The organism is Nitrospira sp. NS4 (assembly GCF_049546785.1).
Taxonomy (GTDB): Bacteria; Nitrospirota; Nitrospiria; order Nitrospirales; family Nitrospiraceae; genus Nitrospira_D.
This window is the reverse complement of sequence record NZ_JBMWAN010000001.1, coordinates 38070-64319: the sequence shown is the minus strand read 5'-3', so window position 1 is coordinate 64319 and position 26250 is coordinate 38070. Positions and strand designations below refer to the sequence as shown.

The following is a 26250-nucleotide window of genomic DNA, read 5'->3' as shown; positions in this document are numbered from 1 at the left end:
GGGGGGCTGGTCAATCCGCCGGTCCGGCTATGATTTCCACACATCGACGTGCGCTGACGACGGCGCTTTCGATGTTATCCGGCCAGCCGGTGTCCGTCCATCCTCCGGCGACGAGTAGATTGTGAACGGGGCTGCGCTGAATCGGCCGCGACATGGCGGTGCCCGGTTTGAGCGAAAGGACGGCCTGCTTGTTCCGTTGGACGGCGAGGAGCTGCAGGTCTGCGGCGGGGATGGACGGAAAGATGCTGCGCAGGTCTTGCGTGGCCAGACGAAAGAGGTCCTGGTCTGTATGCGCGGCAAACGAGTCATCGACGGTCGCCGCGAATCCGTATGCGCTGTATTCTGAATCCGTCGGGGTAATGCTGAGCCGATCAAACGACGTTCCGGACAGGAGCAAGAGCCGGGGGGCTTGTCCCTGGCGGAGGCCGCCTATCTCAATCGCGATTTCGTGACGGGTCTGAAGCTCGCCGAGATGTGAAAAGTACGCATAGCGTGTCAGAACCCGATCGGGGATGAGCGCCAGCAAGTGGTGATGGGGGAGCGCGCTGAGATACCAGGTCGCCTGCAGGGTGCTGCCGTCGTAGAGACGCACATGACCGACGGCGTTGCCCTCGAAGTGGACATGCGGCAGGTCTTGCTGCGGAAGGACGGTGACGCCGGCTTGTGTGAGAGCCTCCCTGAGAGGTTTCATCAGTCTGTCGCGAATGGAGCCGCCGAGCAGGGTCAGCCGGGAGGAGTTGAATTGGCTGAGGAACGGCCGTGCGACGGCCCGGGCGAACGTCGCGGCGGAGAGTCCGGTCAGACAGTTGCCGGTGAGGAAGCGCGTGAGCGGAGCCCAAACGGCGTCGCGCGCGGCCTGGCTTTGGCCGATGGAGGCGAGCCAGGCGTCGGCGGTGCGTTGCTCCAGCGTGCTCGGAACGGAATCCTGTTGCTCCCAGACCCGCTCCAGATAGGAGAGTACCTGCCAGCGATCCTGCCATGACAAGCCTTGAAACCGGAGCAGGCCGGCGATCCAATGGAACGAGCCCGGCAGCGACGTGGGGCGATAGGACATGATAGACCCGCCAGGGAGCCGGAATTCCAGCGGGAGGGTGTAATCGTGATATGACGGTTCCCCGGGGGGGAGCGAACGCAACAGCACCCAGGTATGGTGATGGCACCCGAGTAGGTACGTAGGGGACAGTCTGTCCGATACCCAGCCAGGATGTTCGATGAGCGTCACACGACAGCCTGCGCGGGCCAGGTCGTCGGCGGCGACCAAGCCCGGCAGAGTGCTGCCCAGGATAAGCACGGATTCTGTGCGCCGGCTCGTCACGAGAATCGAGAACGCAGCCAAATGCTCGCCGCGATGGCCAGCCGGTGGCTGGTCGAGAGCCGGATGCGCGGGCCAAAGACCTGAAACTCGCTGTCTTCGATCTTTTTGAGAATGCCCGCATACACGCCGCGCATGATCTCGGCGACGGTGAGCGCGCGCCGCTCCTGCCTGGAGAGGGCGTTAAACGCGGCACGGGCTTTTTCGTAGTACTGGTGCGCGCGGGCCGCTTCGAATTCCATCAGCCGGATGAACTCCGGCGAGTAGGTCTGCCGCCGCAAGGCCTTTTCCGAGTGCTGGGAGGTTGTCAGGTCTTCAAGCGGCAGGTAGATGCGATTCTGCGCGGCGTCGGTTCCGACGTCGCGCAAGATATTGGTCAGTTGAAAGGCCATGCCGAGCGCGACCGCATAGTCCTGCGCGCGGGCTGAGGTGGCGCCGAAAATGTAGAGGCAAATCAGTCCGACGACGGATGCCACGCGGTAGCAGTACAGAGAGAGTTCGTCGAAGGTCAGATAGCGGTTGTTCTGCAGATCCATTTCCACGCCCTTGATCAGCTCCTCGAAATAGACCTTGGGGATGCCGAGGGCTTTGACATGGTGCGCCAGGCTGATGGTGATGGGCCAGGTCGGGGTGCCGTGATAGGCCGCCTCCAGTTCCGCGCGCCAGCGCGTGAGTTCTTCCTGCGGCTGGGTCCCGGGGGGCGGTTCGTCCACGGCGCTATCGACGGCCTTGCAGAAGGCATAGACCGTGTACATGGCATTGCGCCGGGCCTTGGGCAGGAAGAGGAAGGAATAATAGAAGTTGCTGCCGCTTTGTTTCGTGAGCGCGGTGCAATAGGCTTGGGCGTCATCGAGCGTCATGCTGAGGCTCCAGGGCAAATAGCGAGGGGGACAGTAGCACGGCTTTCTCCGGATCCAGTGGTCGGGACGGGGAAGGATGAAAAATATCCGCGAGCAGCTCGACGCCGTCGAGCAGCCGCGGGCCCGGCCGGCTGAAATAGGCGGCGGCATCGACCACATACGTGGCCGGCCATTGTGCGAGCGCGGTGCTCCAGGGGCCTCCCGTTCGTTCCACCCGGGCGAGTTCATCGAGCGTTCGTTGCACCGGATACCCGCAGGGCATCACGAGGAGCAGGTCGGGATTCGCTTCTCCGACTTCCTCCCAGGTGGTCTCGCGGGATGGCTGATCCGGGTTGCCCAGCACATCCTCTCCTCCCGCCAGGGCGACCATTTCCGGAACCCAGTGCCCGGCAATATAGAGCGGGTCAAGCCACTCCAGGCAGACGACACGCGGGCGTGCGGCTGTCGCTCTGGACCGGACCTGTGCCAGTCCGGCGCGGAGCGATTGGACGAGCACCTGGCCGCGCGCCTCGGCTCCCACGGCGCGGGCGATGCGTTCAATATCCTGCAGGATGTCGCTGAGCGATGCGGGATTGAGCGTCACCACTTGCGGCGTCGCGGGCAGTGACTCGATGGCCTGTGTCAGCTGGTCGGGGGTGACGGCGCAGACATGGCAGAGATCTTGTGTGAGAATGACCTCCGGTTCGGCCTCGAGAAATCGGGGTATGTTCAGTCGATAGACCCGTTGGCCGGAGGCTACGAGCTCTTTTACGGCCCGATCGATGTCCCGGCTTGTTGAGGATCCGGAGCCGACCACCGGTTCGACCACCACAGGGGCATGGCGGACAGACGCAGGGTAATCACACTCGTGGCTGATCGCCACGAGCTGGTCGGCCAGACCAAGCTCGGCGATGATTTCCGTGGCCCCGGGAACGAGTGAGCAGATTTTCATCGGGTCCGTGTCCTTACGCCGGCGGCCATAGGCGGGCTTCAAGATCGGTGAGCTGCGTTTCGGCGAGGCTGTGGGCGATGGCATGGGCTTCATGCAGATCCTGGACGGTATGGGTGTTGGCGACGGCGAGCACTTTCATGCCGGCCGACTTCGCCGCGCGGATTCCGGGGAGCGAGTCTTCGATCACCAGACAGGAGCCGGCCTGCAGCGCCAGAGCGGGGCGCTGTTGTGTGAGGCCCGCCAGGGCATATTGAAAAGGTTGCGGGTCGGGTTTGCCGCGGCTGACATCCTCCGCGCTTGTAATATGCAGGAAGGCGTTCCGGATGCCGGCTTGCTCGAGGATCAATTCGATCTCCTGGCGCAGCGCGCCGGAGGCGATGGCCAGCGGATAGCGTGCGCCGGCTGTCCGGACAAATTCACGCACACCGGGGAAAATGACCAGATGATCCTTGATCGAGTCGAGATAGGCGACGGCCTTTTTCTTCATCAGGTCGCGGACGAGTTCCTGAGTGATCGGTCGTCCATTTGCCTGTAAGGCCGCGAGTACGCACCCGCGGTCGTCGAAGCCCAGATAATTGGCGTAGTAATCCGATTCGGTGAGCGTGATGCCGATGTCTTCAAGCGTGCGGCGGAGTCCGGCATAATGGAGCGGCTCCGTGTCGGCGATGACGCCGTCGAAATCAAAAATGATGGCGCGCATGGTATCCATAGGGTCTCGCGATACGTGATGTGCAGGGTCTACGGGATTAATGGGGGCGCATTATAGCACAGCGGGCGGCGACACAGGGTTGTATCGCCGCCCGCAGGTCTGGGAAGAAGATTCTTGCCGGGGCTACGGTTTGAGGCGAAGCCGCTTTTCCGATACCCACCCTTTCGCGCCATCGTCGCTGCGGACGGAGTAGACCCATCCGGTTGGCTGGAAATCCCCGTCGAGAACTGTAAGGGGTGTTCCCGGACGAACCGTCAAGCCGGGCTTTGAGCCCGTAGGGTCTTGCGAGAGCGTGATGGTATCGCCGGCTGCCGCAGGATCGAGCACCACCGTCACCCGTTGGCCTTCCCCAAACATCGGCGCCGGTACGGCAGCAGCCGGCGGAGTTGCGGCGACGGGACCTCTGGGCGCAGCCGAAGGAGCGGGGGGCATGTTCGGAGCAGCCGGGGCTGCGGCGGTTGGGGCCGGCATCGGAGGTGCCATCGCCGGGGGAGGGGCCGTTGGGGATGGTGCCTGGGGAGGCGTCATGCCGGGTGCCGGTGCGGCGACTCCCGGTGCTGACGGAGCCGGTTGCCCTCCCTCCGGAGTGCCGGGAGCGGGCGTCGTTGTGGCCGGTCTGGCCGTACGTATCGGTTGCGGCTCCTGAACGGCAGTATCCCCAAGCAACTGGTTGACCCAGTCCAGAACCATTTCCGGTTCCATGGCGACATAGGCGCCGCCGCCGACGAGGGCTAGGAGCACGATCCAGAGCAGTGGACCCCCTCCGGACTTCTTGGGCGGCTTCATCGGGGAAGATGAACGAGTTCCGGTCGTCTGCTCCAATTCTTCTTCGGTGAATTCCAGATCCGGTTCCGGTTGAATGGCAAAGAAGAGATTGGAAAGCGGACTACCCGTGTTTGACGGGCCATCAGCGACAGCGAACATCAGGCACCTCCCTATGGCGAACGTCGATCTTCTTGGAAACTCTGTGAAACTACTTATCACCAAGGTGGGGTGGAGTCAATTTTGTGCGCAAATTCTGCAGGGCCGCGCCAGGGGACTTTCTGAGCGGGGGGAGGAAGGTACGCTCCGGTTAACAGGACTGCACGTGTGAGCAGGAGAGCACCTGGTGGCTCCGGCTGCCCGAACGGAAGACCGTGAGGCCCTTACACCCGAGTTGATGGGCGAGGTGGAACGCATCGGCCACGTCGCCCGGCGTGGCCTGTGCGGGGAGGTTGATGGTTTTCGAGACGCCGCTGTCACTATAGCGCTGGAAGATGGCCTGCATCCGTACGTGGTGGGAGGGGGCGATGTCATGGGCGGTGACGAAGAGGGACCGCAGCGACTCCGGAATCGACGTGAGGTGCCGGATGGATTCGGTCCGGCTGATTTCAGCCCGAAGCCGGGCGGGCGGCAGTCCGTGACGTGCGGCTTGGCGCATGAATTCAGGGTGGAGGCTGGTGAGGGTGAGGCCCTCCAGGACCCGGCGCACGATGCTGATCCCGTACAAGGGCTCGATGCCGGCCGAGCAGTCCGCGATGATGCTGATGGTGCCGGTCGGTGCGATGGTTGTCACCGTGGCATTGCGCCGCCGGTCTCCAGCGGCGTGCAACCGGCTTCCGTTGAAGGCGGGGAATAGGCCGCGCTGCTGCCCCAATCGCGCTGAGGCCTGGTGCGCCTCGCGTTGAATGAAGCCCATGAGCTGATCGGCGACGGCCAGGGCTTCGTGCGTATCGTACGGAACGCCGAGGTGAATCAGCAGATCGGCAAATCCCATGATGCCAAGCCCGATCTTGCGTGTCAGCCGGGTGTGGCGGGCGATGGCGTCCAACGGAAAGCGGGAACGGTCGAGCACGTTGTCGAGGAAGCGGACGGCGGTCGGAATAACGGCCCGCAGACGCTCGAAATCGATGGCGGCCCGTCCATTGGCGTGCGAGACGAACCGGGCGACATTGATCGAGCCCAGGGTGCAGGATTCGTACGGAAGCAGGGGCTGTTCGCCGCAGGGATTCGTGGCTTCGATGGTCCCGAGTTGCGGGGTCGGGTTGGCGCGATTCATGGTGTCGAGAAACACAATTCCCGGCTCTCCCGATTGCCACGCGGCCCGGACGAGCCGGTCGAAGACCTGTTCGGCCGGAATCCGGCGGACGCACCGGCCGGTGCGCGGATTGATCAGCGCGTAGCCCTGGCGGCGCTGGACGGCGCGCATGAAGCGATCGGTCAGACCCACCGAGAGGTTGAAGTTGGTCATCTCCGACGGGTCTTGTTTGAGCGCGATGAACTCGAGGATATCCGGATGGTCGACTCGCAGGATGCCCATGTTGGCGCCGCGTCTCGTCCCGCCTTGCTTGATGACATCGGTGGCCATGTTGAACACGCGCATGAACGACACCGGCCCCGAGGCGATGCCGTTGGTGGTGGCGACGCGGTCGGCCTTGGGGCGCAGCCGGCTGAACGAGAAGCCGGTGCCGCCTCCCGATTGATGGATGAGAGCCTGGTATTTGACGGTGTCAAAAATGGATTCCAGCGAGTCCTCGATCGGCAGGACAAAGCAGGCGGAGAGCTGCTGCAACGGGCGGCCGGCATTCATCAGCGTGGGGGAGTTGGGGAGAAACTCGAGCCGGTGCATGAGGTCATAGAACTGCCGGGCGAGATGCGGAGTGCGGCCGGCGCGCGGATAGCTCCGTTCGGCCTGCGCGATATCTTCGGCCACACGCCGGAAGAGTCCGGTGGGCGATTCGCACAGGGTGCCGCGGGCGTTTCGTGCCAGGTATCGCTGACGCAGGACGGTCAGCGCATTATCCGACAGGTGCTGTGAGGATCGTCGTGGACGGGGCGCCCGCATGGTTTTATTATAATCTCTTTTCCGGATTGCCACATCCGCGTGCCCCCTTTTTTCGATGCCACTTGAATCTGCGAGGATCCGTTCGGCAGAATGCTTTTCCGATCAACGGACGGGACCGATGAAATCCTATCGCGAAGAACTGTGGTTTGAAACGAAGACGCGTCGTGCATACCTCAACGTCACGCCGCAGGTGGCTGCGGCGGTCCGGAGGAGCGGGGTCCAAGAGGGGCTGGTGCTCGTGAATGCGATGCACATTACGGCGAGTGTCTATATCAACGACGATGAACAGGGACTCTTGCGGGATTATGACGAATTTCTCGAACGGCTGGCGCCGCAGGATGCGGTCTATCGTCACAATGATACGGGCGAAGACAACGGCGATGCGCATCTGAAGCGGCAGGTGATGGGACGGGAAGTGGTTGTGGCGATCACCGGCGGGCAATTGGATCTGGGACCATGGGAACAGATTTTCTACGGCGAGTTCGATGGGCGTCGCCGCAAGCGCGTGCTGGTGAAAGTGATCGGCGAATGAGGCCGCCTCGGGTCGTGCGCAGGCGGCCGCGCCTCTGCCACCGGAACTGTCTTCATCCTTGCTCCAGTCGGGAAAGTTTGGCAACATGGACACTGAATTCGGTCGACGCCGTTCCCCCCGGGTCGACTCTTTAGGAGAGCTTGATGTTAGCCTGGTCTCGTCCTGATCCACTCACGCGCGATCTCATCCATCTGATCAACGCCCGCCGCCACGACCATGGCGACACCGAGGCCGCCATTGACACGCTCCAGGCTTTCCTTGAGCAGGGCCGGGAAGCCGAACTCTTGACGGTTCTGGCGGCCCTGGATGAAGACATGGCGGAGTGGTTGTTCGATCTGCTGGCAGAGGCGAGTTGTACGCTCATGCTGGACGGGCCCGAGGATGAGAAGCCCGCCTATGCAACGATGGCGGCATTGGCGCTTCCGTTGCAGGCGAATCTGACGGCTCCGCTCAATCTCAAGATCGATCCCATCGCCACGGCGGATTTGCTGCACCGCCATCTTCGGCTCCCGGCCGGCACGGTGGTGCGGGTGGAGTCCCGCCTGTTGACGGACGCCACGCTGGAGTTGCTGGACTTGCAGGCGCTGCAGGATCATTTGGCCACGGTGGCCGATTCACAGCGGACGCAGTCGGTGGCGGCGCGGCTCTACCCGCCGGTCGAAAATACGGCGTTCCTGCTGTTTGAAATCATCGGCGCACCGGATCCCGGCCTGCCCGAGTCGTGGGAAGACCGTCATCGGCGGGCGATTCTCGAAGGCCTGGTCGACCAATGTCCGGAATTGGCGTTGGCCCCCGATACCATCGAGGCGCCGGTCTATGCCGCCTATGCGATGTTTGATGCTCAGAATGCCGTGCGGATTCACCGCCTGGCCGACGAAACCGCGGCGGTCTGGCGCGATCTCGATCCGCTCGTGCGGTCACGCACCATCGTGCATCTGCATACCCAATGCGGCAACGGGGTCTATATGCCGGTCTGGACGGATTTGTTCGATCCGGAGTTGCCGGAGGAGCATGGTCCGGTCTGGACGTCTCCCGATGTGTGGGTCTTTACCGCCGACCTGCCGATCGAGTGGCCGGGAGAAATGCTGACCAACCGGTTGCTGGCAGAGGGCTGTACCCGGTTCGAGAACCACATTATCGAGGCCCCTGACAATTAGCCGCTGTTCTGTGCTGCGTCCGTTCTGAACTGCGCTACTCCGGGCCAGTGCGGAGGCCTGCGCACAATTTCAGCTTTTCGTGATTTTTAACCATGACTGTCCTATCCTGGATAGACGTCATGGTTTCACAGCAACCTCCTCAGGTGTCCAGCCGAGTCATCACGATGGTGATTTCTGTCGCCGCCCTGGCCGTGGTGTGGGGTGTGGTTTGGGCGAATATGCCGACAATGGAGGAGATGCAGTCTTCCCGGGTTCCTGTGCAGGCGGCGGACACCGCTTTTCCTTCTCCCGTGCTTGACCTGACGATTCCCGGAGTGCCTGCTGCCGAAGGCAAGGGGAGTGTGCCTTCCGTTCCCGAGGTTGTGGTGAATGGGGCGGAAGGGCCCACGTACGAGACGGCGGCGTCGGACCGTTCAGCGCCGATTGACCATCGGACAAGGCAAATTGTCGAGATGAAATGTGATGCGGCGGTGGAGCCGATCTGCCCGCAGTCGATGCCGGGAGAGGATCGCCGGCAATGCATCGAACGCCGCGTGACACAATTCCCGCGGATGTGCCGGCAGATGCTCCAGCAGCGACTCGTGCGCTGGAAGGAGCGCTCGGGGCATGCGCTGGCCTGTGTCGAAGATGTACAGCGGTTGTGTCGCGAGGTTCAACCGGGTGAGGGGCGGGTCCTGCAATGCCTGCAGAATCATGCGCAGGATGTGTCCGACCAGTGCTATGCGACGCTTCCTAAGGGCTCCCTCACCTATCGGAACTAGCAGGGGCGCTCCCTACGCGGTTGTCTTCCCCTGCATGGTCCACAGCAGCGTCACCTCGGCGACCTCTATCCGGTCTCCTTCTTTGAGTGTCTGTTCGCCTGAGACGGTTTTCCCGTTCACGAGGACCGGTTTCCCGCTCCTGCCTGAACCGATGAGGTAGTGTGCGGTGCGGCGGGTAATCATGGCGGCGGTTTTGGGCGCAAACCAGCTGGTGAGCCGAATTGCGGCTTGCGAATCGGCACCGATGATCGTGACATGTTTGGTGACGGCATAGTCCTGCTGCGCCGTTTTCCCCGAGAGGACGCGCACGCGGGGAGGACGAAGTGGTGTGTCGGCGGGAGACGACAGTTTGGATATGACCATGGTGCGATCGAGACTCCCCGCGTTGTCGGGCGACGGGGCCAGATCCGGCGCGGTATCTCTGAAGATGATCCGGTGGCGTCCGATGGTAATGATGTCGGTGTCGCGCAGTTGATGCCGTTCGATGCGCCTGTCGTTCACCAGAGTGCCATTGGTGCTCTTGAGATCCTCAAGAAAGTACACGGCTTGTACGTGGACGATGCGGGCATGATGTCCCGAGACCGCCGCGTCGTCGATCACGAGATGATTATCGGCTTTCCGGCCGATCGTATACGTGTCTGCTGACAGGAGCCTCTCCTCCGATGCCTTGCCGTGGAGTTTCACCAGCAGTGCTGCCTGCTGTGTTGTCGTGACGTGCACTTGGTGACCTCCCTCTTAAGGGGCTACAGATCAGTTAAATGGCCAATCGCTGGCGTAAACGGTGCCAGAGGCTCTCGTCTCCCGCCTCGCGGACGGCCAGCGCAATCACCGTCGTGTTGTCTTCTCCTCCGGCCTCGTTGGCCATCGTGATCAACCCATCGGTGAGCGAGGACATGTCTTCGATACGGGTGAGCGCGGACAAGATCGCATCGGGCCGCACGCCTTTCGTTAACCCGTCCGAGCATAGCAGCACCCGATCCCCCGGTTGCAGCAGGGTTTCACCGATCGTGACCTCGACCTGCCAGCCTACTCCGAGCGCCCGGGTGACGATATTCCGGCGCGGGGACCGTTCGGCCTCCTCTTCCGTCATGGTTCCGGTTCGTACCTGCTCGGCAACCCAGGAGTGGTCCACGGTAAGTGATTGCAGGGTGTGGTGGCGGACCAGGTAGAGACGGCTGTCCCCGACATGGGCGAAGGACAACAACTCATCCGTGACCAGGGCGGCGACGACGGTGGTGCCCATGCCGGTCCATTCGGACTTCCTGAGGGACTCGCGGTAAATCACCTCGTTGGCCAGTCTGATGGCGCTGGCGAGTCGATTGGTGGCCAGGGAGACGGCGGGATCTGAAGGGCCGATCAGGGGCAGGTCTTGGTCTTGTGATGCGTCGTTGATGTGACGATGGATCATTTCGACCGCCAGTGCGCTGGCCACTTCACCGGCGTTGCTGCCTCCCATGCCGTCGCATACGAGATAGAGTCCCAGCGTGGCATCGAGGCAATATCGGTCTTCGTTATGCAGCCGCTTCCGGCCGATATCCGATTGGGCGGCATGGACAATCTCAAATGCCATAGGTGCCTCGGTCTAGGCGGCGAGTCCGCGGAGGCAGGCCCGAAGGGCCTGGGCGAAGTCCCCGGCCCGTCGAATGCGGAGCGCCGGATCTTTTTCCAGGGCGCGATCCAGGACCTCCAGCACAGCCGGAGGAAGGTCTGGCCTGATCGCGTTCATGGACGGATGCGGATGATGGACGATGGCAAACAGGAGTGCCGAGAGGTTGTCGGCGGTGAAGGGAGGTCTGCCGCTCAAGAGCTCGTAGAACACCACCCCCAATGAGAAAATATCGGATCGGCCGTCGACTGTTTTGCCTGCAATCTGTTCGGGCGACATGTAGGTCGGGGTTCCCAGGACCATGTCGGTTTGGGTTTTCGATGACGACGCCATCTTGGCAATACCGAAATCCATGACCTTCACCATCTGGTCTTTGGTGACCATGATGTTGGCCGGTTTGATATCGCGGTGCACGACCCCCTGTTGATGGGCGTAATCCAGAGCCTCGGCCACAGTCGCCAGGATCAAAATCAGTTTGTCGAGCGGCAACAGGTGCGGTTTGCGCGACCAGTCTTTGAGCGTCCTGCCTTCGAGCACTTCCATGGCAATGTAGCCCAGGTCATGTTCTTCACCGGCATCGTAAATTGTAACGATATTGGGGTGGGACAGGCGGCCGGTCGATTCGGCCTCACGGAAAAACCGTGATTTGACCTCCTGCAGCTTCCCCGCATCGTCGATGTGATCCAGGCGCATGGTCTTGATGGCGACGAACCGTTGAATCGTCGGGTCTTTACCAAGATAGACCACTCCCATGGCACCGCGACCCAGTTCCTTGAGCACCTTGTACCGGCCAAGCGTCGCCGGTGGCGAGCCGTCGCTGTTCACTGTTTGTGCTGTCGATAAGGAGGGGACGGGAGGGTCTGCCTCGTCATCTATCTGAGCTTGTTCGTCGCATGAGGGGTCCGGCTTCTTCCGGCCGGCGGAGCCGGCGGGAGGGCAAAAACACCGGTGCAGCGTCTCAAGATTCAGCAGCCACGTGGCAGTCAACCAGAGCGAGGCGACAAGAAGCGTCGCCGCATAGCCCGCGTAATAGCGGTGAGAGCCGATCCAGTCGATCAGCGACGGTCCGCCGATCCGGAGCGTCTTATCACCCAGCATGATGACGGCGATGGTCACGAGCGGAACGATGACACGCCGGACGAAGGAAAAGCCGCGTCCATTGTCCGGCATGTGCCGGAAGGCATGTATGGACAGGATCCAGAGGGTCAGCAGGCCGGTGGCTTCAACCACGAGGCGGATAGTCTGCGGTCCCGTTAACCCGAAGAGTGTCAGGGGAAAGGTGTGCGCGAAGGGGAGCTTGCTCAGCAGCGGTCCCGCAAACAGGGCCACCAGCGAGACAACGGCGAATTGAATGAGCCAGCCTGATGCGTTTGACATGGATGAGTGTCGGGCACAACTGGTCAAAGTCTAATGGATAGGCGGAGGGAGTCAACGAATAGCGGGAAACACGCAGGCTAGAGGCGGGCTGCGGCGTCCTTGAGTTTCACGAGCAGATGGTCGGGGACGTGGAGTGTGCCTTTGCCGATTCCGACCTCGATGTCCGGCTTGGTCACGCCGTGAAAATCGCTGCCGCCGGTGACGAGCAAGTCAACCTGTTTTGCCAGGCTCAGATATTCACGGGTCTGCCGGGGCGTATGGGTGCTGTAGTGGACTTCGACGCCGTCGAGTCCCGCGGCTTTGAGCCGGCGAACGAGGTCGGTCAATGTGCCTTCCGTCGCTTTCACCCAGGTCGGGTGAGCCAGAACGGCGAGTCCTTTCGCTGCCTTGATCCATTGGATGGCGTCGGCGGGATCCGGCAAATCGCGGGGGACATAGGCGGGTTTGCCGTTGGCGAGGAAGCGGTCGAAGGCTTCTCTGGCAGAGGCGACGACGTTCTTGTCCATCAGCACCCGGGCGATGTGGGGTCTGCCCACCGAGTCGCTGCCGGCGACCGCGCGGACTTCGTCATAGGTGATGTCGATGCCGAGAGATTGCAGTCGCTCGATGATTTGCGGGTTACGGCGGTGACGGCTTTCTCTCAGCGTTGTGAGGCGTGCATTCAGTTCGGGATCGTGCCAGTCGAGAAAGTAGCCCAGGACATGCAATTCCGAGTCGCCGTAGCGGGAGCTGATTTCAATGCCGGGGATGATTTCAATGCCGAGTTCCTGGCCGGCCGCGGTGGCTTCCGGAATGCCCGTGGTAATGTCGTGATCCGTGATGGCAAGCGCCGTCACGCCGGCCTCGCGGGCAAGCCGCACGACCTCAGCCGGCTGGAGGCTGCCGTCGGAATGGGTCGTGTGCAGGTGGAGATCGATGCGGCTCATGCGGGAGTCGCCGATCGTGCGGGCTTTTGCGCTACCAGTTGAGCCGTGTAGGTCGAGCCGGAGCCGTGCACCCCGTCATGGGCCCCTTCATCGTAGTGCAAGACCTGCAGGGGCGAGGTCAGTCTGAGCAGCTCGTTCCGGGTGAGGCAGAATTCCTGTCTCCGCGGATGGCCGTGACGGAGGTGGTTGTCGATCGAGAAGGTTTCGTAGACCACGACGCCGCCCGGCTTCAGTGCTTCGATGAGGAAGGGAAAGAGCGGACGATGGAGATAGAAAAAGACCACGATGCCATCGTAGCGTTCATGGCCGAAGTCCGGATCAAACGGTGCGGGTTGTTCAAGGTCCATGGTTCGGGTCGTGATCGATGACAGGCGCCGCCCAGCCGCCGATTGTGACAATTGGGTCAGGGCCGCGCCGTCGCGGTCGAGGGCATCGACTTGATAGCCGTGAGCTGCGAGAAACAGCGCGTGCCGACCGCCGCCTGCGGCGACATCCAGCACGCGGCCTTTCGGCAGGCGATGCAGTTGTTGCATGAGAAACGGCGCCGGCGCCGGCTCGCTCTGTTGAAGCTGGTGTTGCAGCCTGGTGCGGGTCAGGGAGACGCCGACGGACGTTGTGACCTGCCTGATCGGGGGGTGGAGTTTCCGCAGCCAGAGCGTGGCGCTGTCGATAGGGAATTCGGCAAAGAGCATGGAGAGGAAACGATCGGCCAGGGCCTCCAGCAGACAGGCGTCTTGTGTGGTGCCGATGTCCGCGATGCGCCGGGCGACGGCGGCATAGTCGATGGTTTCTGCCAGATTGTCCGAACGCCCGGCCTGGCCTGTGCGACAGTCCAACTTCAGATCGACAGCCAGCGGTTGCGGTTTGGCCCGCTCCTCCTCCGTGACCCCGCAGCGTCCGCGAAACTCCAGGCGCTCGATGACGATATGCTCCGGCATGGCGGCATTGTGAGGATCGGATATCGGGGTGTCAAGCAATGGTTCAGGAGTACAGAGTCGGGTGTGCCGCCTGGCCGTCTTCGGACAGCTGCGCAGCCCGAGACACACAAGTCTCCTCGATGTGTAGCACGGTTAAATCGGAAGCGGCATACCTTGAATCTGTGTGCGATCTCACCGGAGATCCATGCCCGCCGGGCTCGCTCCGGTCCCCTCCGTGCCCTCAGTATATAAGGCGCACCAATAGCGACGGTATTACGGCTCTCGATCACGGGTTTTCAGGCCGGGCCTATTTCTCATTTACTTTTGTAGGTGTCCGGCGCAAAGTACACAGGCAGCAACTGCTTCTTCTCCTCAACGGGATCCGGTGGTTCCATGGATTCCATCTCGCAACCAGCTCCGCTCTTTTCTGCACTCATCGTGGATGATGAGCCTGATATCTGTGAGGCCTTGAGCGATCTGCTTCAGCATGATGGATTCACGGTCCGGACGGCGCACACGGGTCGCGACGCCCTCCGCGAAGTTGAAGGTGGAGAAATCGGGGCAGTGATCCTGGATCTGGGCCTGCCCGATATGAGCGGCCTGGACGTCCTGCGAGAGGTCAAGGCCATAAAGCCGTCTCTCCCGGTCATTGTCCTGACGGCCTCTACCCTGGAGAAACATACGATTGCGGCACTCCAGGGCGGAGCCTTCACCTACATCGGCAAACCATACAGCCGCCACGAACTCCGGTTCGCGCTCCGTCAAATCATCGATGCGCAACGGTTGGCATCCAAGGCGGCACGAGCCGAAGACGAACTGAGCGTCAGCGAAGAACGGTTCCGGACCGTCATCGGGACCACACCCGATGCGGTGGTATTGGCCGACCGCAATGGAAACATTCTCTTATGGAACCAGGCCGCCACGCGGCTGTTTGGTTATACCGAGGCGGATGTGCTTGGACAATCGCTGACCATGCTGATGCCGCAACGCTATCGTGAGGCCCATCAAACAGGCATGACCCGGGTAGGAGCAACCGGTGAAGCGCATGTCGTAGGCAGGACGGTCGAACTCCACGGATTGAGGAACGATGGCACCGAATTTCCACTGGAACTGTCCCTGGGCGTCGGGCAGAGCCCCCTGGGGACGTTTTACAGCGGGATCATTCGTGACATCACGAGGCGAAAGCAGGTCGAGGAGGCACGACGGCAGGCCGAAGCGCGATACCGGAGCGTCGTCGAAAATACGGTGGAGGGCATCTTCCAGACGACACCTGACGGACGGTTTTTGATGGCCAATCCCAGCCTTGCGCGGATGCTGCGCTATGACTCCACTGAAGCGCTGGTTTCGACCGTTACGGATCTCGCCCGCCAACTCTATGCCGATCCTCAGAAGCGAGCGGAGTTCCAACGGTTGTTGCGCCAGCGTGGGGTTGTTCGGGAGTTTGAAACCGAAGTGCTGTGCCGGGACGGGAGTGTGATCTCGGTCTCGGTGAATGCGCGGGAGGTGCGCGACGAGCGAGGGGCCCTGCTGCACTATGAAGGGACGGTCGAGGATGTGACGGAGCGGAAGCGATTGGCGGCAGAACTTCTTGAGGAAATCAAAGTGGCGGAGGTGACCCGTGCGCTGGGTGATATCGGCCATGACGTGAAGAACATGCTGATGCCGGTCCTTGGCGGAGTCGATCTATTGCGGGAGGAAATCCATGAAATTCTCGTCCGTATGGCTGGCACGGGGGCGCGCGCGCAGGTCGAGGCCCATCGGAATATGAGCGATGAACTGATCGAGATGATCGTCAACAATGCCCGGCGCATCCAGGATCGCGTGAGGGAACTGGCCGATGCCGTGAAGGGGGTGACAACGGCGCCGGAGTTTCAACCCTGCCGGATTGCGGCCTGTGTGGCGGACGTGACGAGGTCCCTCCGCCGGTATGCCGCAGAAAAAGGGGTCGCGCTGCATGCGGAGGGGCTTGAATCGCTCCCGGTCATTCAGGCGGATGAGCGCCGCCTGTTCAATGCGTTCTATAACCTGATCGATAATGCGATTCCAGAAGTCCCGGCCGGCGGTTCCGTCACGGTGCGCGGAACGGTCGATGTCGGCGCGGCCATGCTGGAGATCGCCGTTGCCGACACAGGGAGAGGGATGCCGCCGGAGGTGCGGGACCGGTTGTTCATCACCGGTGCGCCCAGCAAGAAATCAGGCGGAACGGGACTGGGCACGAAAATCGTGAAAGACGTCGTGGCGGCGCACAAGGGCGCCATCACAGTCGAGAGCGAAGTCGGAGTCGGGACCACGGTCCACATTCGCCTGCCTCTAAATCCCCTCCAAACATAAGGAACAAGACCTACCGGGGGATGGTTTGCCCGGAGGGCTGCCTCTTTGCCGTACCATCCCCCCTGCGATATCCATCAGCAGGGTCCTGTGTTGGGGGCTGTGACCGGGTTCCTCGCGTCGCCTTGCCTAGCGTCTCAGTACGGTAAGGCCTGGATCTGTGAAACGACCGGGCGCAGCCGTGCGAATGAATGGCGGCTGCTCCCAGGCGGATGGCAGCGTGCGCAAACCGGGGCGGGCCGATAGCGTTGTCAGCCTCCGGCAAACACCGGGCGAAAACCGGCCTCGGTGAGAATACGCGCGACTGTTTCGCGTTGCTCTCCCTGAATTTCGATCCGTCCTTCTTTCACCGTGCCCCCTGCGCCGCAGGCCTTCTGCATTGCCTTGGCCAGCTGTTCTTTTTCGGCCTGTCCGATCCCGACAAAACCTGTGACCACCGTGACGGTCTTGCCGCCTCGATGCGCGGTTGAGCGGATGATGTCCACCCGTCCGCGGTTGTTCTTGCGCGCGTCCGGTGAAGGGGCGGGTCGGGCGCCAACAGGCCGTTCGGTGTGAGCCGGCGGGAGCGCCGCGTGTTTGAGCGCCGCGAACGGGCTTGTCCAAGCAGCCGGTTCGCCATCTGTGGGGAGACGTGGTTTCCTGCTCATCTCATCCCTCGGTCAGGGTCTGAACCGGGCCGAAGAAACTTTGAGTGGCATCAACTCCAAATGCGCGGTGGAGGCTTCTTTCCCTATCCAAACCTGTCTTTCCTGAATGGTGCAGGACAGCTGCATGCCGGGTTGTGCCAGTTGAGCCAGGGCGCGGCTCCCCTCGAGCGGGAGATTCACCACGGTGAGATTGTGCAACCGTTCGAGGGTGATCCGGTTCTTTTCCCACCACAGATCGGCCCCTCGACCGCCGTAGGAGTAGACGACGACCTGCGTGGCACGGCCGCAGGCCTGGCGAAGGGATTTCTCATCCGGCTGTCCCACTTCGATCCAGAGATTGATGGCGCCCGTGAGATCTTTCTGCCAGAGCGCCGGTTCATCCTCCGTGCTCAGCCCGCGGCCGAAGGACAGGGCCTCGTCCGCGTGCAGGGCGAAGGCCAGCAGCCGCACCATCATGCGCTCGTCGGTTTCAGAGGGATGGCGAGCCAGCGTGATGGCATGGCCCTGATAATAGTGGCGGTCCATGTCGGAGATCTGCAGGGCCGCTTTGTATATTGTCGCGTTTGAAGCCATAGGGTCATTGTTCCGTCATGGAAGTTCTGCGATGTACATGCCTTCCACCCGTTCGCGCGCCCAGGGCGTTTTGCGGAGGAAGGTGAGGCTGGATTTGACACTGGGATTATGAAGAAAACAGCGGACGGGGAGGCGGCGTCCCAACTCGGCCCAACCGTGCCGCTCAACCAGCTCCGTGATGATAGTCTCTAATGTGATGCCGTGCAGCGGATCGCGGGGATGGAGAATGGGTGGCGGCTGGTTCATGTGTGCGGTATGCCTTCAGGCGGAAGAGTACTCGTTGCGGACGGTTTCTACAAGGTGCTTGAAGGAGGGGCGCTGCGGGCGTGACCCGGTCTATCTTCCTTTAAATGAACGGATGAATTGCGTCAACAGCGCCTCTTGGTCGGACTCGAACTGCTGCATTGGAACCGGCGGGACGATCTGGATGCGCTCACGGACCCAGGTGTCGGTCCAGGTGCGGATCTGCCGGTTGCGGACGAGCCTGACCGGCTCGACGAGAAACAAGCCCGATTCGTACAAGACCTTACCCGGACAATCCTCGCCGATGGTCCGCTGGGATATTTCCAGGGACAGCGTCGGTGCGTCCGGTCCATGTGATTCGAGAGAAACGGGAAGGCCGGCGGTCGTGAGTCGGCGAAGCGCTCGGGTTTCGAGCGGGGAGGTCGATCGGCCCGCCAGGACGGAAAGCTGCACCCTGGTGATGTCGAGGCCCTGCAGGCTGACGCCGGCGCGTGTGTTCTGCTCCTCCAATGAGGCTGTGCTTCCTGACGCATTATCAACGGGAGGAAGTGCTGATGCTTTCCCTTCGTTGCCTGTCTCCCGCGCGGGCCGTACAGTCTGTGTCAGTTGGTAGGCTTCGATGAATCGCGAGACGAGCCGGTCCATGTCATGTTCAAGGTCCTCAATGGTGAGCGGCGCTCGCACTCGGAGGGAGGTTTCTGCCGCCCACGTGGTGTCCTGCATGACCTCCCCGTTTCTTGGAACAATGACGGATTCGATGAGGGCAACCGAGGGGGCATATAAGACCTTGCCCGGGCAGGTGTCACCGAGCAGCGTGGCATTCAGGGTGAGCGTCAGCCTGGCGACGGGTGGTGAATGGAGCGCATCCGGAGAAGTCAGGTGAAGGCCGGCTTTTGCAAGAAGGCTCTTGGTCCGCTGGTGGAGCCGCTCTTTGCTCTCCGGTGCCGACTCCACCACGAGTTGCACCTGACGCAAATCGAGATCGTGCATGACCGGCAGATCAAGGTCAGGCGGATTTGCCGTTCCACGGACAGGCAGTGAGAGGACCGACAGCACCGCGAGGAGGCATATCCGGGGGAACGTCGGGATCATCGTGACGAGGCTCACCATGCCCCAGGCGCCCCGCTCATGAGCCACCTGGACGGGAGAAAGACGGTATGTGTGGCGGCAGAGGCCGGGTGCGTAGGTACAGGCATCCTGCTAGACGTTGAAGCGGAAGTGCATCACGTCTCCGTTCTGGACGACGTACTCCTTGCCTTCCAACCGCATTTTTCCTTTTTCCTTGGCGCCGGCTTCGCCCTTGCAGGCGATGAAATCGTCGTAGCTGATGACTTCCGCGCGGATGAAGCCCTTCTCAAAATCGCCATGGATGACACCCGCGGCCTGCGGGGCCGTGTCGCCGACATGAATGGTCCACGCCCGGACTTCTTTGACGCCTGCCGTAAAGTAGGTTTGCAGGCCCAACAGTTGGTACGCGGCGCGAATCAGGCGGTTGAGTCCCGGCTCAGTCATGCCGGTGTCGGCGAGGAATTCTTTCTTTTCTTCATCGGACAGCACCGAGATTTCCGACTCCAGCGCAGCGCAAATCGCCACGACCGGCGCCCCTTCCTGTTTGGCGAACTCTTCCACGCGGGTCAGCAACGGATTATTCGTGAATCCCTTTTCCGATACGTTAGCCACGTACATGACGGGCTTGAGGGTCAGTAGGCAGAGCGGTTTCAGCAAGGCCAGCTGCGCCGCATCCAGTTTCATGGTACGGGCCGGTTTGCCCTGGTTCAAACAGGCGGCGACTTGATCCAGAAGTTCGCCCAGCTTTGCGGCGTCCTTATTACCGGCGCGCACGAGCTTGACGTTCTTCTCCTGTGCTTTTTCCACTGTCGTCAGGTCCGCCAGCGCCAGTTCGGTGACGATGGTGGCGATGTCGGAGAGGGGATCGACCTTGCCCGCGACGTGAATCACGTTGTCGTCTTCGAAGCAGCGCACCACATTCACAATGCCGTCGGTCTCACGAATGTTTGCGAGAAACTGATTGCCCAGGCCTTCGCCCTTGGAAGCCCCGGCGACCAGTCCCGCAATGTCCACAAATTCAGTCGTCGCATACTGAATGCGTTGCGGATTGACGATCTCGGCGAGTGCCTGTAGGCGTGAATCCGGCACTTCGACGATGCCGACATTCGGCTCGATCGTGCAGAAAGGGTAGTTCTCCGCCGCGATGCCTGACTTGGTGAGCGCATTGAATAGGGTAGACTTGCCCACATTGGGCAACCCGACGATTCCACATTTCAAACTCATGACGATCCCTTCATCTAATTAGAACTGCTGGTTGAGAAGTGCTGTTTCCAACGCGCCTTCGCGGAGGCTGAGAGGGGGCAGGAAAAGCAATCCCTCATTCTACGTGGTCAGGGGGGCTCCGGTCCATCCCCGGACGTTCATGTGGCAAGAAGAGCGAATCACTCCTCGGCGCGGGCGGCGATCATGGATCAGCCACGGGGCCGGTGACCTATTCGGCGATCCAGATGCATGTAAGGAGAGGTTGAGTCGAATCCCGCTCACCGGTTCTTTCCTCCTATCCGTAAAGGGGTGAGGGTTTACTGCGCGGGTTTTAGTGAGAATCGCTCTGTGGATTCCATGGCCACGGAAGGCTGGATCGGTGAGCGTGGCAATGATGCCGGCGCCGTGCGGGCCTTCAAGCTCGCACCAGCCGAGCCCGTTCGTAGCGAGGAGGGTTTGCGCTTGTGGAACTTGCGACAGGAATGTGGCGGACCGGGTAAGCCGGAAGCCGCCACGCAGCCTGCGTGGCGGCGTCTTGCTTGTGAGCGAACCGGCGATGTCGCGCTTGCGCCGGCCTTCCGGGTGCCGGGCGCCGTTCGCCTATTGTTGCCAGGGAAATGCAGCAGGACGTTCCAATGCATCCGGGCTATCCGGACGCTCCAGGTCTTCCCGGAAGGCGGTCGCAAATTCGTTGCGGAGATAGTTGTCGTAGACGAGACGGTCGGTGAATGAGAGCCGCAATGGCGTTTGATGGCGGCTCGAAGGCTTGCGGGCGACCTCCACGATTGTGGCATTGGTAAAGCCGATGCGGTCGAAGGCTTGATAGATCTCGTCGCGTTTCCAGAACACCAGATTTCCGACTATGTATTTCAGGGGCACAATCGTGGTGTAGTCGAGGAGCGTCGAGAAGGCCCCGGCGACAAGGCCGACTTTGGAGACGACATCTTCATTGGCCCCCGATCCGGTGTTGAGATAGATCTTGAACGCCTCGGGATATCGAGGGTCAACAAGAGCCTGTCCGATGCTCGGTCCTGCAAGGCCGACGGCTTTGACGACACGGTACTTATGGTGCGTGAGAATTTTCGAGGCGGCGGCGCTTCGCTGCACGCCGCCGCTATGCCCTGCCAGATACAGGCGGTCTTCACGACGGGCATGATCAATCACATACCGGGCTTCACTATACGCCGGGCCATGAGACAGGTTGAACATCGACCAGGTGACATCAATGACGGTGCCATGGCGATAGGGGGGGCTATAAATGTCATAGGCAGGATAACTCTGCTTCGCAAAGAGGGCCCAGAGTCCTGTGTCCTGGCCCCACTTATTCCCGCCGTAAATCCCGCGGGACAGGAACAGCTTACGGGGAGTCTCCGGCGAGGGGACATCCTTCTCCGAGCGGTCGAAGCTGAAGTTATATTGGAAGACTTGTCCGACGAGCGGTATCTCGGTCAGGAGGCGGTAGAGCCCCCATTCGGCGCCTCCGCGGGTTTGGGTGGTGGCTTCAACATACAGTGCGTTATAGGCGGTTTCGAGGTTTTCCAGCGGATAGTTGTACGCGTCACGTCCAAAGGCGAGTCCAGCGATGGTGCTGAATGGTAATTTTGCGATCTCAAACGCGGCGTTCTTCAGCCCGATCACGAGCGAGAAGGGGTATCCGGTGATGGCCCAGGGGTTATCCTGCCATGGCGAGAGGGTCGCCTCCGGACGTGTGGAGGGCGCACCCGCAACAAGTCCGGTCAAGGGCGCCGGGGTTGCTTCATTAGCATAGGCGAGGTCATAGCCTATCAGTTGGACCGGGCTGGTGCTGTCGGATGCCGGTGATCCGTCCTCCGGTGCCGTTTGCCTGAAGTAAAACGTGACCCCATAGCGGACCAGCGTTCGGTCCTTGTCCCAGGGAATCTCATAGCCGAGGACAAAGTAGCGCTGGTTCCGTTGTGTGCCTTTCGCCTCCGCTTGAGTGATTTCTGAGAGGAGTTGTTCATATAGATCAGCCGGAGTGGAGGTGACGTGGTAGAGCGATCTCGCCTTGAGGCAGGAGGGCTCTTCCGCTGATTTCTTTGCGGTTGTTTCCGTGCCTCCCGGAGCCGTCGTTTGCGGGGGCTGTTCCGTTTGCGTGGCGGGCGAGAGGAAGGGCAGCGCGAGCGGTTTCGGGATGAGGGGGGTCAGAGTGCCGCACCACTGGGATTGGCGCATCGAAGTCTGTTCGACGAGGTCGTAGGTGTTGAGCGGATCTTCGTCCGGTAAGAGTTGTCGGTTAGCCAGCTGCTGCACGAGCCGGGCGGAGCGCACGTACTCGCGGAAACGGTCCAGCTCCTGATCAGGGTCGGTTGCATCCAGGGCATAGGAGGTCAACCATTTCTTGGCAACCTCTTCGATGGGAGGGGCGTCCTTGACTCGCACCGGTTGGCCGTTGCTGTCCGTGCAGCGCTCCAACGTCTGCGTGCTTTCGTGAAGCCTGTTCTCGAGATGAATCTGCAGGGAGCGAACCGTCCATTTGGATGAGGGGTACTCTTCGGCGACCTGCTGCACGATCTTGTCGAGTCGAAGGACGCAGTGTTCCCGGCCGACTCCGCTCCCGTCGTTTCTTGGATCACCGATCGCGATCGAGTAGGGCAGGTCGGACGCACAGCCGGTTACTGTGAGGATGCAGATCGTGGTGATGAGTAATTTCATAGAGCTCTCTTTCGTGTTTAACTGCCCGGGTATGACGCGCTCACGGTGTGCTTATGCCACAACTGAATCAATCGGGCAAGGAGGGTGTTCCACAAGATGTTGAATGTAAGCATTGCTACCCATGGATGCGGACTTGCGGTGTGCTGTTTCGCGAATGGAGCGGTCAAGCGTTGTGCCGCATCAATTATCGTTCCGTCGCAGGTCAGGCAGGGCTTCCCTTCTGTGGCGCGTTGTCTTCACATCGCGCCACAGGGCTTGAGCGGGGAACTCGCTATCCCATCGCGGCCCAAATCTTCTGGGCATTCTCGCCGGTGAAGGTCATGTCATCCTGTGCCGTGGAGCTGCGCTCGAAATAGAGGTGCAGCAACCCTCCTCCAAAGTGTGCCTCCCGGACGAGGTCGAGATTGATCGCCACGTCACCGGCACGTTCTTCGTCTTTTACTTTGATAAACCGCATAACTCCTGCCTCCTTGTATGGCTGAGAGAATTAGGTGTCCGGAGAGACCATCGGGTCTCATGTCCGTGAACACGTCGCCGTAAAAGTAGGCGGACTGAAGGATTGAGTCAAGACGGGAGGGAGGCGGTGCTCATGCCGCCCTTCGGCTCCTCTCACGCGTGAATGGAAAAACAATCCTTTGCCCCGGTGTCGGGAATCGCTAGAATGAGAGCGAGCATCATGATGAGGCGTACTCCACGATGACCTCTTTTCCGTCAGCCGCCTCTCCCTTTAATCTCCCCGGCGGGGTTGAACGGTTTCTGCGGGATCGGCAGACGCCGGCCGTGTCCTTGCGCGACCGGATGCAGTTGGTGATCCGGTTAGCTCTGTGGAATGTCGAGCAGGGGCCGGGAGGGCCGTTCGGTGCCGCCGTGTTCGAATCTGACACGGGGGCGCTGGTTTCCGTCGGGGTCAATCTGGTCACCGTCACTAATTGCTCCCATGCCCATGCGGAAATGGTTGCGCTGGCCAATGCGCAACAGCAGGTCCGGAGCTTCGATCTCGGAACCCCCGGCCTGCCGCCTTATGAGTTGGTAACCAGTTGCGAGCCCTGCGCCATGTGTTTCGGAGCGATTCCCCTGTCCGGGGTTCGAAGTCTGGTCTGTGGGGCGCGGTCCGAGGATGCCGAGGCATTCGGATTCGATGAGGGGGCTAAGGCGAAGAACTGGGTAACTGCGTTAGAGGAGCGAGGGATCGCTGTAGCTCGGGACGTGTGCCGGGACGAGGCCATGGTGGTCTTTGAAGAATACCGGAAGCGTGGAGGACTCATTTACAACCCTCGACGGGGAAGATGAGCGCGGCCATTCAGCAGACAAGGGCACCCGTTGGTGAGAGGTGCAGCCCGGATCAGGGGATCTGTATTGTTTCGCCGGTTTCAGGCGAGATCTAGGGTTCTGCCTTCTTGCTCCAGTTTGCGAGGAAGGGGGCAATCGTGTCGATGGGAATCGGGAAAATGGTCGTCGAATTCTTCTCGGCGGCAATTTCGACCAGGGTTTGCAGATAACGGAGCTGCAAGGCAGCCGGGTTGCGGCTGATCACATCGGCGGCGTCGGCCAGGCGCCGCGAGGCTTCGAATTCGCCTTCAGCGTGGATCACTTTCGCGCGCCGTTCGCGCTCCGCTTCCGCCTGACGCGCAATGGCCCGCTGCATTTCCTGCGGCAGGTCCACGTTCTTCACTTCCACAGCGGTGACTTTGACGCCCCAGGGCTCCGTCTGTTGATCGATGATCCGCTGGAGATCGGCGTTGATCTGTTCCCGTTTCGACAGCAGGTCGTCGAGCTGGCTCTGCCCCAGCACGCTCCGGAGCGTCGTCTGCGACATCATGGAGGTCGCATAGAGATAGTCTTCGACCTGAATGATGGCCCGTTCCTGGTCCACCACACGGAAATAGATGACCGCATTCACTTTGACGCTGACGTTGTCTTTGGTGATGACGTCCTGGGGCGGCACATCCATCGCCACGGTCCGCAAGCTGACGCGGACCAGCTTGTCGATGAACGGGATGATGATCACGACACCGGGGCCGTTTCCTCCGACGAGTCCACGGGCCAGCCGGCCCCATCGAAAGATCACGGCCCGTTCGTACTCGCGCAGGACATTAAACCCCATTAGGATGAGGATCACCAGGAGAATCAAGAGCGCAAAGGGACTGAAGAGCATGTCAGGCCTCTTTCTGTTTGGTGCGTGGGGTCACATGCAACCGTAAGCCATCCACCCGGGTCACTTCAGCTTCATCGCCCGGCTGGAGGGGTTTTTCACTGGTGGCCTCCCAGAGTTCGCCGTGGACGGCCAATTGCCCGTGGGGAGTCAGCGCCGTTTTGACAATGCCCACCAGGCCGACCATTTCCTCCCGGCCGGTCACCGGCCGTCGCCGCATCGCGCGTACACCCATGCTGACAATAAAGAGGGAGAACGCCGCGACAAGCGCGACCACCGGCAGGATAACCGACCAGGAAATCTGCAGGAACTCCACCTCGGTCTTGATCAGCATCACCGAGCCGAGAAGCATCGAGACCACCCCGCCGATGGCCAGCAAGCCGTAGCTGGTGACGCTGGCTTCCAGAATAAAGAAGACGATTCCGAGGAGGAACAACAGCACGCCTGCATAGTTTACCGGCAGCGACTGGAAGGAGTAAAAGGCCAGGATGAGGCTAATGGCTCCGACAATCCCCGGCAGAATCGCCCCGGGGTTATACAGCTCGGCAATCAGTCCGATGGTGCCGATGGTCATCAGCAGGTAGGCGATGTTCGGGTCGCTGAGCGTCTTCAGGAGTTCAAGCCGGAGCCCCATCGGGAATTCACGCACGGCGGCGCCCGCCGTATGCAGCACGGTCGGGCCGTTTTGGAGGGGGATCGTGCGGCCGTCCAGTTGCTTCAGCAACGCCGGCAGGTCCTCCACAACCAGATCGACGATCTTCAGCTTCACGGCTTCTCGTTCCGTCACGGACAGGCTCTTTCGGACAGCGTCTTCCGCCCAGGCGACGTTCCGGCCCCGCTGCTCGGCGATCGATTTGATGTAGGCCGCCGAATCGTTCTCGACTTTCTCCTTCATGGACCGGTCCATCTCGCCCCCGCCCATGGCCACGGGGTGGGCTGCGCCGATGCTCGTGCCGGGAGCCATCGCCGCGACGTGGGCGGCCATGGTGATAAACACTCCGGCGGAGGCGGCCCGTCCGCTGGACGGCGACACATAGACGACCACGGGAATGGCGGAGGCGGTCATGTCTTTAATGATGAGCCGCATCGACGTGTCGAGGCCGCCGGGCGTATTGAGGCGGATGATCAATGCCTGAGCCCCGCCCTCTTGCGCGGACAGGAGGGCATCGTGGAGGTATTCGGCGGAGACCGGGTTGATGACGCCATCATAGGTGGCGACCGTCACGAACGATTCGGCTCGAGCGGGAAGCGTTGTCGTAAGCACAGCGGCGATGAGCGCAGCAGTTAAGAGGAGCAGCTGAAGGAGCGGCAGACGGGGACGACTTCTCTGGAGATACATCGAGGTGTCCCTACCAAAATGCCTGAAGAAACGCCTGAAGAATAGTGAGGCAACAGTACTCCGCTCAGCATACGAGCCACCCCCTGCGCTGTCAAGGAACAGGAGAGTAGAG

Annotated in this window: 25 protein-coding genes; 5 read left to right on the top strand and 20 right to left on the bottom strand. The window is 61.3% G+C overall.

Annotation, left to right across the window (positions count from 1 at the left end; genetic code table 11):
• Positions 1–10: 10 nt before the first annotated feature.
• The 6 genes from ACO9S2_RS00295 to ACO9S2_RS00270 all read right to left on the bottom strand — a co-directional run bounded on the left by ACO9S2_RS00295 (position 11) and on the right by ACO9S2_RS00270 (position 6636).
• Positions 11–1336 carry an FAD-dependent oxidoreductase gene (locus ACO9S2_RS00295; RefSeq protein ID WP_423719759.1) on the bottom strand — a complete coding sequence of 442 codons (1326 nt, stop codon included), beginning with the start codon at positions 1334–1336 and terminating at the stop codon, positions 11–13.
• Positions 1312–2172 (bottom strand): presqualene diphosphate synthase HpnD, encoded by an 861-nt coding sequence (hpnD, locus tag ACO9S2_RS00290; RefSeq protein WP_423719758.1) that lies wholly within the window; start codon positions 2170–2172, stop codon positions 1312–1314. Before hpnD ends, ACO9S2_RS00295 begins: the two co-directional genes overlap by 25 nt.
• Positions 2159–3103 carry a cobalamin-binding protein gene (locus ACO9S2_RS00285; RefSeq protein WP_423719757.1) on the bottom strand — a complete coding sequence of 315 codons (945 nt, stop codon included), beginning with the start codon at positions 3101–3103 and terminating at the stop codon, positions 2159–2161. Before ACO9S2_RS00285 ends, hpnD begins: the two co-directional genes overlap by 14 nt.
• A 13-nt stretch (positions 3104–3116) precedes the next feature.
• The gene (locus ACO9S2_RS00280) at positions 3117–3812 is read right to left on the bottom strand and encodes an HAD family hydrolase (RefSeq protein WP_423719756.1); all 696 of its coding nucleotides are present in this window, start codon (positions 3810–3812) and stop codon (positions 3117–3119) included.
• 123 nt (positions 3813–3935) lie between these two features.
• Positions 3936–4736: an SH3 domain-containing protein gene (locus ACO9S2_RS00275; RefSeq protein ID WP_423719755.1), complete on the bottom strand. Its 801-nt coding sequence runs from the start codon at positions 4734–4736 to the stop codon at positions 3936–3938.
• A 148-nt stretch (positions 4737–4884) separates the two neighbouring features.
• The gene (locus ACO9S2_RS00270) at positions 4885–6636 is read right to left on the bottom strand and encodes an adenosylcobalamin-dependent ribonucleoside-diphosphate reductase (RefSeq protein ID WP_423719754.1); all 1752 of its coding nucleotides are present in this window, start codon (positions 6634–6636) and stop codon (positions 4885–4887) included.
• A gap of 118 nt (positions 6637–6754) precedes the next feature.
• Here ACO9S2_RS00270 and ACO9S2_RS00265 point away from each other — a divergent pair, with 118 nt between their 5' ends.
• From ACO9S2_RS00265 to ACO9S2_RS00255, 3 genes are all read left to right on the top strand, one after another.
• The gene (locus ACO9S2_RS00265; protein ID WP_423719753.1) at positions 6755–7168 is read left to right on the top strand and encodes a secondary thiamine-phosphate synthase enzyme YjbQ; all 414 of its coding nucleotides are present in this window, start codon (positions 6755–6757) and stop codon (positions 7166–7168) included.
• A 143-nt stretch (positions 7169–7311) separates the two neighbouring features.
• Positions 7312–8325 carry a hypothetical protein gene (locus ACO9S2_RS00260; protein WP_423719752.1) on the top strand — a complete coding sequence of 338 codons (1014 nt, stop codon included), beginning with the start codon at positions 7312–7314 and terminating at the stop codon, positions 8323–8325.
• 119 nt (positions 8326–8444) lie between these two features.
• A complete protein-coding gene (locus ACO9S2_RS00255; protein WP_423719751.1) occupies positions 8445–9086 on the top strand; it encodes a cysteine rich repeat-containing protein in 642 nt (213 codons plus the stop codon).
• 12 nt (positions 9087–9098) lie between these two features.
• On the opposite strand, the gene ACO9S2_RS00250 is transcribed toward ACO9S2_RS00255, so the two are convergent.
• From ACO9S2_RS00250 to folB, 5 genes are all read right to left on the bottom strand, one after another.
• Positions 9099–9806, bottom strand: coding sequence for an FHA domain-containing protein (locus ACO9S2_RS00250; protein WP_423719750.1), 708 nt, complete (start codon positions 9804–9806; stop codon positions 9099–9101).
• Between the two features lie 34 nt (positions 9807–9840).
• Positions 9841–10656 carry a Stp1/IreP family PP2C-type Ser/Thr phosphatase gene (locus tag ACO9S2_RS00245; protein ID WP_423719749.1) on the bottom strand — a complete coding sequence of 272 codons (816 nt, stop codon included), beginning with the start codon at positions 10654–10656 and terminating at the stop codon, positions 9841–9843.
• A gap of 12 nt (positions 10657–10668) precedes the next feature.
• Positions 10669–12069 carry a serine/threonine-protein kinase gene (locus ACO9S2_RS00240; RefSeq protein ID WP_423719748.1) on the bottom strand — a complete coding sequence of 467 codons (1401 nt, stop codon included), beginning with the start codon at positions 12067–12069 and terminating at the stop codon, positions 10669–10671.
• Between the two features lie 77 nt (positions 12070–12146).
• On the bottom strand, positions 12147–12995 hold the full coding sequence (locus ACO9S2_RS00235; RefSeq protein WP_423719747.1) for a PHP domain-containing protein: 849 nt from the start codon (positions 12993–12995) through the stop codon (positions 12147–12149).
• Positions 12992–13933 carry a dihydroneopterin aldolase gene (gene folB / locus ACO9S2_RS00230; protein ID WP_423719746.1) on the bottom strand — a complete coding sequence of 314 codons (942 nt, stop codon included), beginning with the start codon at positions 13931–13933 and terminating at the stop codon, positions 12992–12994. Before folB ends, ACO9S2_RS00235 begins: the two co-directional genes overlap by 4 nt.
• A gap of 372 nt (positions 13934–14305) precedes the next feature.
• Here folB and ACO9S2_RS00225 point away from each other — a divergent pair, with 372 nt between their 5' ends.
• Positions 14306–16243: a PAS domain S-box protein gene (locus tag ACO9S2_RS00225; protein WP_423719745.1), complete on the top strand. Its 1938-nt coding sequence runs from the start codon at positions 14306–14308 to the stop codon at positions 16241–16243.
• Positions 16244–16491: 248 nt separating this feature from the next.
• Here the strand turns inward: ACO9S2_RS00225 and ACO9S2_RS00220 are convergent, their stop codons facing one another.
• From ACO9S2_RS00220 to ACO9S2_RS00190, 7 genes are all read right to left on the bottom strand, one after another.
• Positions 16492–16887 (bottom strand): translation initiation factor, encoded by a 396-nt coding sequence (locus ACO9S2_RS00220; protein ID WP_423719744.1) that lies wholly within the window; start codon positions 16885–16887, stop codon positions 16492–16494.
• 12 nt (positions 16888–16899) lie between these two features.
• Positions 16900–17460, bottom strand: coding sequence for a YaeQ family protein (locus ACO9S2_RS00215; protein ID WP_423719743.1), 561 nt, complete (start codon positions 17458–17460; stop codon positions 16900–16902).
• A gap of 15 nt (positions 17461–17475) precedes the next feature.
• The gene (locus ACO9S2_RS00210) at positions 17476–17706 is read right to left on the bottom strand and encodes a VF530 family DNA-binding protein (RefSeq protein WP_423719742.1); all 231 of its coding nucleotides are present in this window, start codon (positions 17704–17706) and stop codon (positions 17476–17478) included.
• 90 nt (positions 17707–17796) lie between these two features.
• Positions 17797–18813, bottom strand: coding sequence for a hypothetical protein (locus ACO9S2_RS00205; protein WP_423719741.1), 1017 nt, complete (start codon positions 18811–18813; stop codon positions 17797–17799).
• 90 nt (positions 18814–18903) lie between these two features.
• Positions 18904–19995, bottom strand: a complete 1092-nt coding sequence (gene ychF, locus ACO9S2_RS00200) for a redox-regulated ATPase YchF (protein WP_423719740.1) — start codon at positions 19993–19995, stop codon at positions 18904–18906.
• A 579-nt stretch (positions 19996–20574) separates the two neighbouring features.
• Entirely contained in the window at positions 20575–22647 is a 2073-nt protein-coding gene (locus ACO9S2_RS00195; RefSeq protein WP_423719739.1) for a hypothetical protein, read from the bottom strand.
• 271 nt (positions 22648–22918) lie between these two features.
• The gene (locus ACO9S2_RS00190) at positions 22919–23104 is read right to left on the bottom strand and encodes a hypothetical protein (RefSeq protein ID WP_423719738.1); all 186 of its coding nucleotides are present in this window, start codon (positions 23102–23104) and stop codon (positions 22919–22921) included.
• A 239-nt stretch (positions 23105–23343) separates the two neighbouring features.
• Here ACO9S2_RS00190 and ACO9S2_RS00185 point away from each other — a divergent pair, with 239 nt between their 5' ends.
• A complete protein-coding gene (locus tag ACO9S2_RS00185; protein ID WP_423719737.1) occupies positions 23344–23937 on the top strand; it encodes a nucleoside deaminase in 594 nt (197 codons plus the stop codon).
• 91 nt (positions 23938–24028) lie between these two features.
• Here the strand turns inward: ACO9S2_RS00185 and ACO9S2_RS00180 are convergent, their stop codons facing one another.
• Both ACO9S2_RS00180 and ACO9S2_RS00175 read right to left on the bottom strand, forming a co-directional pair.
• Positions 24029–24802, bottom strand: coding sequence for a slipin family protein (locus tag ACO9S2_RS00180; protein ID WP_423719736.1), 774 nt, complete (start codon positions 24800–24802; stop codon positions 24029–24031).
• Between the two features lies 1 nt (position 24803).
• Positions 24804–26138 (bottom strand): NfeD family protein, encoded by a 1335-nt coding sequence (locus ACO9S2_RS00175; RefSeq protein WP_423719735.1) that lies wholly within the window; start codon positions 26136–26138, stop codon positions 24804–24806.
• Between the last annotated feature and the right edge of the window lie 112 nt (positions 26139–26250).

Bases quoted from the DNA above. Each gene is read 5' to 3' on its own strand.
- hpnD (WP_423719758.1), bottom strand. From the start codon at position 2,172: ATGACGCTCGATGACGCCCAAGCCTATTGCACCGCGCTCACGAAACAA.
- ACO9S2_RS00285 (WP_423719757.1), bottom strand. From the start codon at position 3,103: ATGAAAATCTGCTCACTCGTTCCCGGGGCCACGGAAATCATCGCCGAG.
- ACO9S2_RS00280 (WP_423719756.1), bottom strand. From the start codon at position 3,812: ATGGATACCATGCGCGCCATCATTTTTGATTTCGACGGCGTCATCGCC.
- ACO9S2_RS00275 (WP_423719755.1), bottom strand. From the start codon at position 4,736: ATGTTCGCTGTCGCTGATGGCCCGTCAAACACGGGTAGTCCGCTTTCC.
- ACO9S2_RS00270 (WP_423719754.1), bottom strand. From the start codon at position 6,636: ATGCGGGCGCCCCGTCCACGACGATCCTCACAGCACCTGTCGGATAAT.
- ACO9S2_RS00265 (WP_423719753.1), top strand. From the start codon at position 6,755: ATGAAATCCTATCGCGAAGAACTGTGGTTTGAAACGAAGACGCGTCGT.
- ACO9S2_RS00260 (WP_423719752.1), top strand. From the start codon at position 7,312: ATGTTAGCCTGGTCTCGTCCTGATCCACTCACGCGCGATCTCATCCAT.
- ACO9S2_RS00255 (WP_423719751.1), top strand. From the start codon at position 8,445: ATGGTTTCACAGCAACCTCCTCAGGTGTCCAGCCGAGTCATCACGATG.
- ACO9S2_RS00245 (WP_423719749.1), bottom strand. From the start codon at position 10,656: ATGGCATTTGAGATTGTCCATGCCGCCCAATCGGATATCGGCCGGAAG.
- ACO9S2_RS00240 (WP_423719748.1), bottom strand. From the start codon at position 12,069: ATGTCAAACGCATCAGGCTGGCTCATTCAATTCGCCGTTGTCTCGCTG.
- ACO9S2_RS00235 (WP_423719747.1), bottom strand. From the start codon at position 12,995: ATGAGCCGCATCGATCTCCACCTGCACACGACCCATTCCGACGGCAGC.
- folB (WP_423719746.1), bottom strand. From the start codon at position 13,933: ATGCCGGAGCATATCGTCATCGAGCGCCTGGAGTTTCGCGGACGCTGC.
- ACO9S2_RS00225 (WP_423719745.1), top strand. From the start codon at position 14,306: ATGGATTCCATCTCGCAACCAGCTCCGCTCTTTTCTGCACTCATCGTG.
- ACO9S2_RS00220 (WP_423719744.1), bottom strand. From the start codon at position 16,887: ATGAGCAGGAAACCACGTCTCCCCACAGATGGCGAACCGGCTGCTTGG.
- ACO9S2_RS00215 (WP_423719743.1), bottom strand. From the start codon at position 17,460: ATGGCTTCAAACGCGACAATATACAAAGCGGCCCTGCAGATCTCCGAC.
- ACO9S2_RS00210 (WP_423719742.1), bottom strand. From the start codon at position 17,706: ATGAACCAGCCGCCACCCATTCTCCATCCCCGCGATCCGCTGCACGGC.
- ACO9S2_RS00205 (WP_423719741.1), bottom strand. From the start codon at position 18,813: ATGGTGAGCCTCGTCACGATGATCCCGACGTTCCCCCGGATATGCCTC.
- ychF (WP_423719740.1), bottom strand. From the start codon at position 19,995: ATGAGTTTGAAATGTGGAATCGTCGGGTTGCCCAATGTGGGCAAGTCT.
- ACO9S2_RS00195 (WP_423719739.1), bottom strand. From the start codon at position 22,647: ATGAAATTACTCATCACCACGATCTGCATCCTCACAGTAACCGGCTGT.
- ACO9S2_RS00190 (WP_423719738.1), bottom strand. From the start codon at position 23,104: ATGCGGTTTATCAAAGTAAAAGACGAAGAACGTGCCGGTGACGTGGCG.
- ACO9S2_RS00185 (WP_423719737.1), top strand. From the start codon at position 23,344: ATGACCTCTTTTCCGTCAGCCGCCTCTCCCTTTAATCTCCCCGGCGGG.
- ACO9S2_RS00180 (WP_423719736.1), bottom strand. From the start codon at position 24,802: ATGCTCTTCAGTCCCTTTGCGCTCTTGATTCTCCTGGTGATCCTCATC.
- ACO9S2_RS00175 (WP_423719735.1), bottom strand. From the start codon at position 26,138: ATGTATCTCCAGAGAAGTCGTCCCCGTCTGCCGCTCCTTCAGCTGCTC.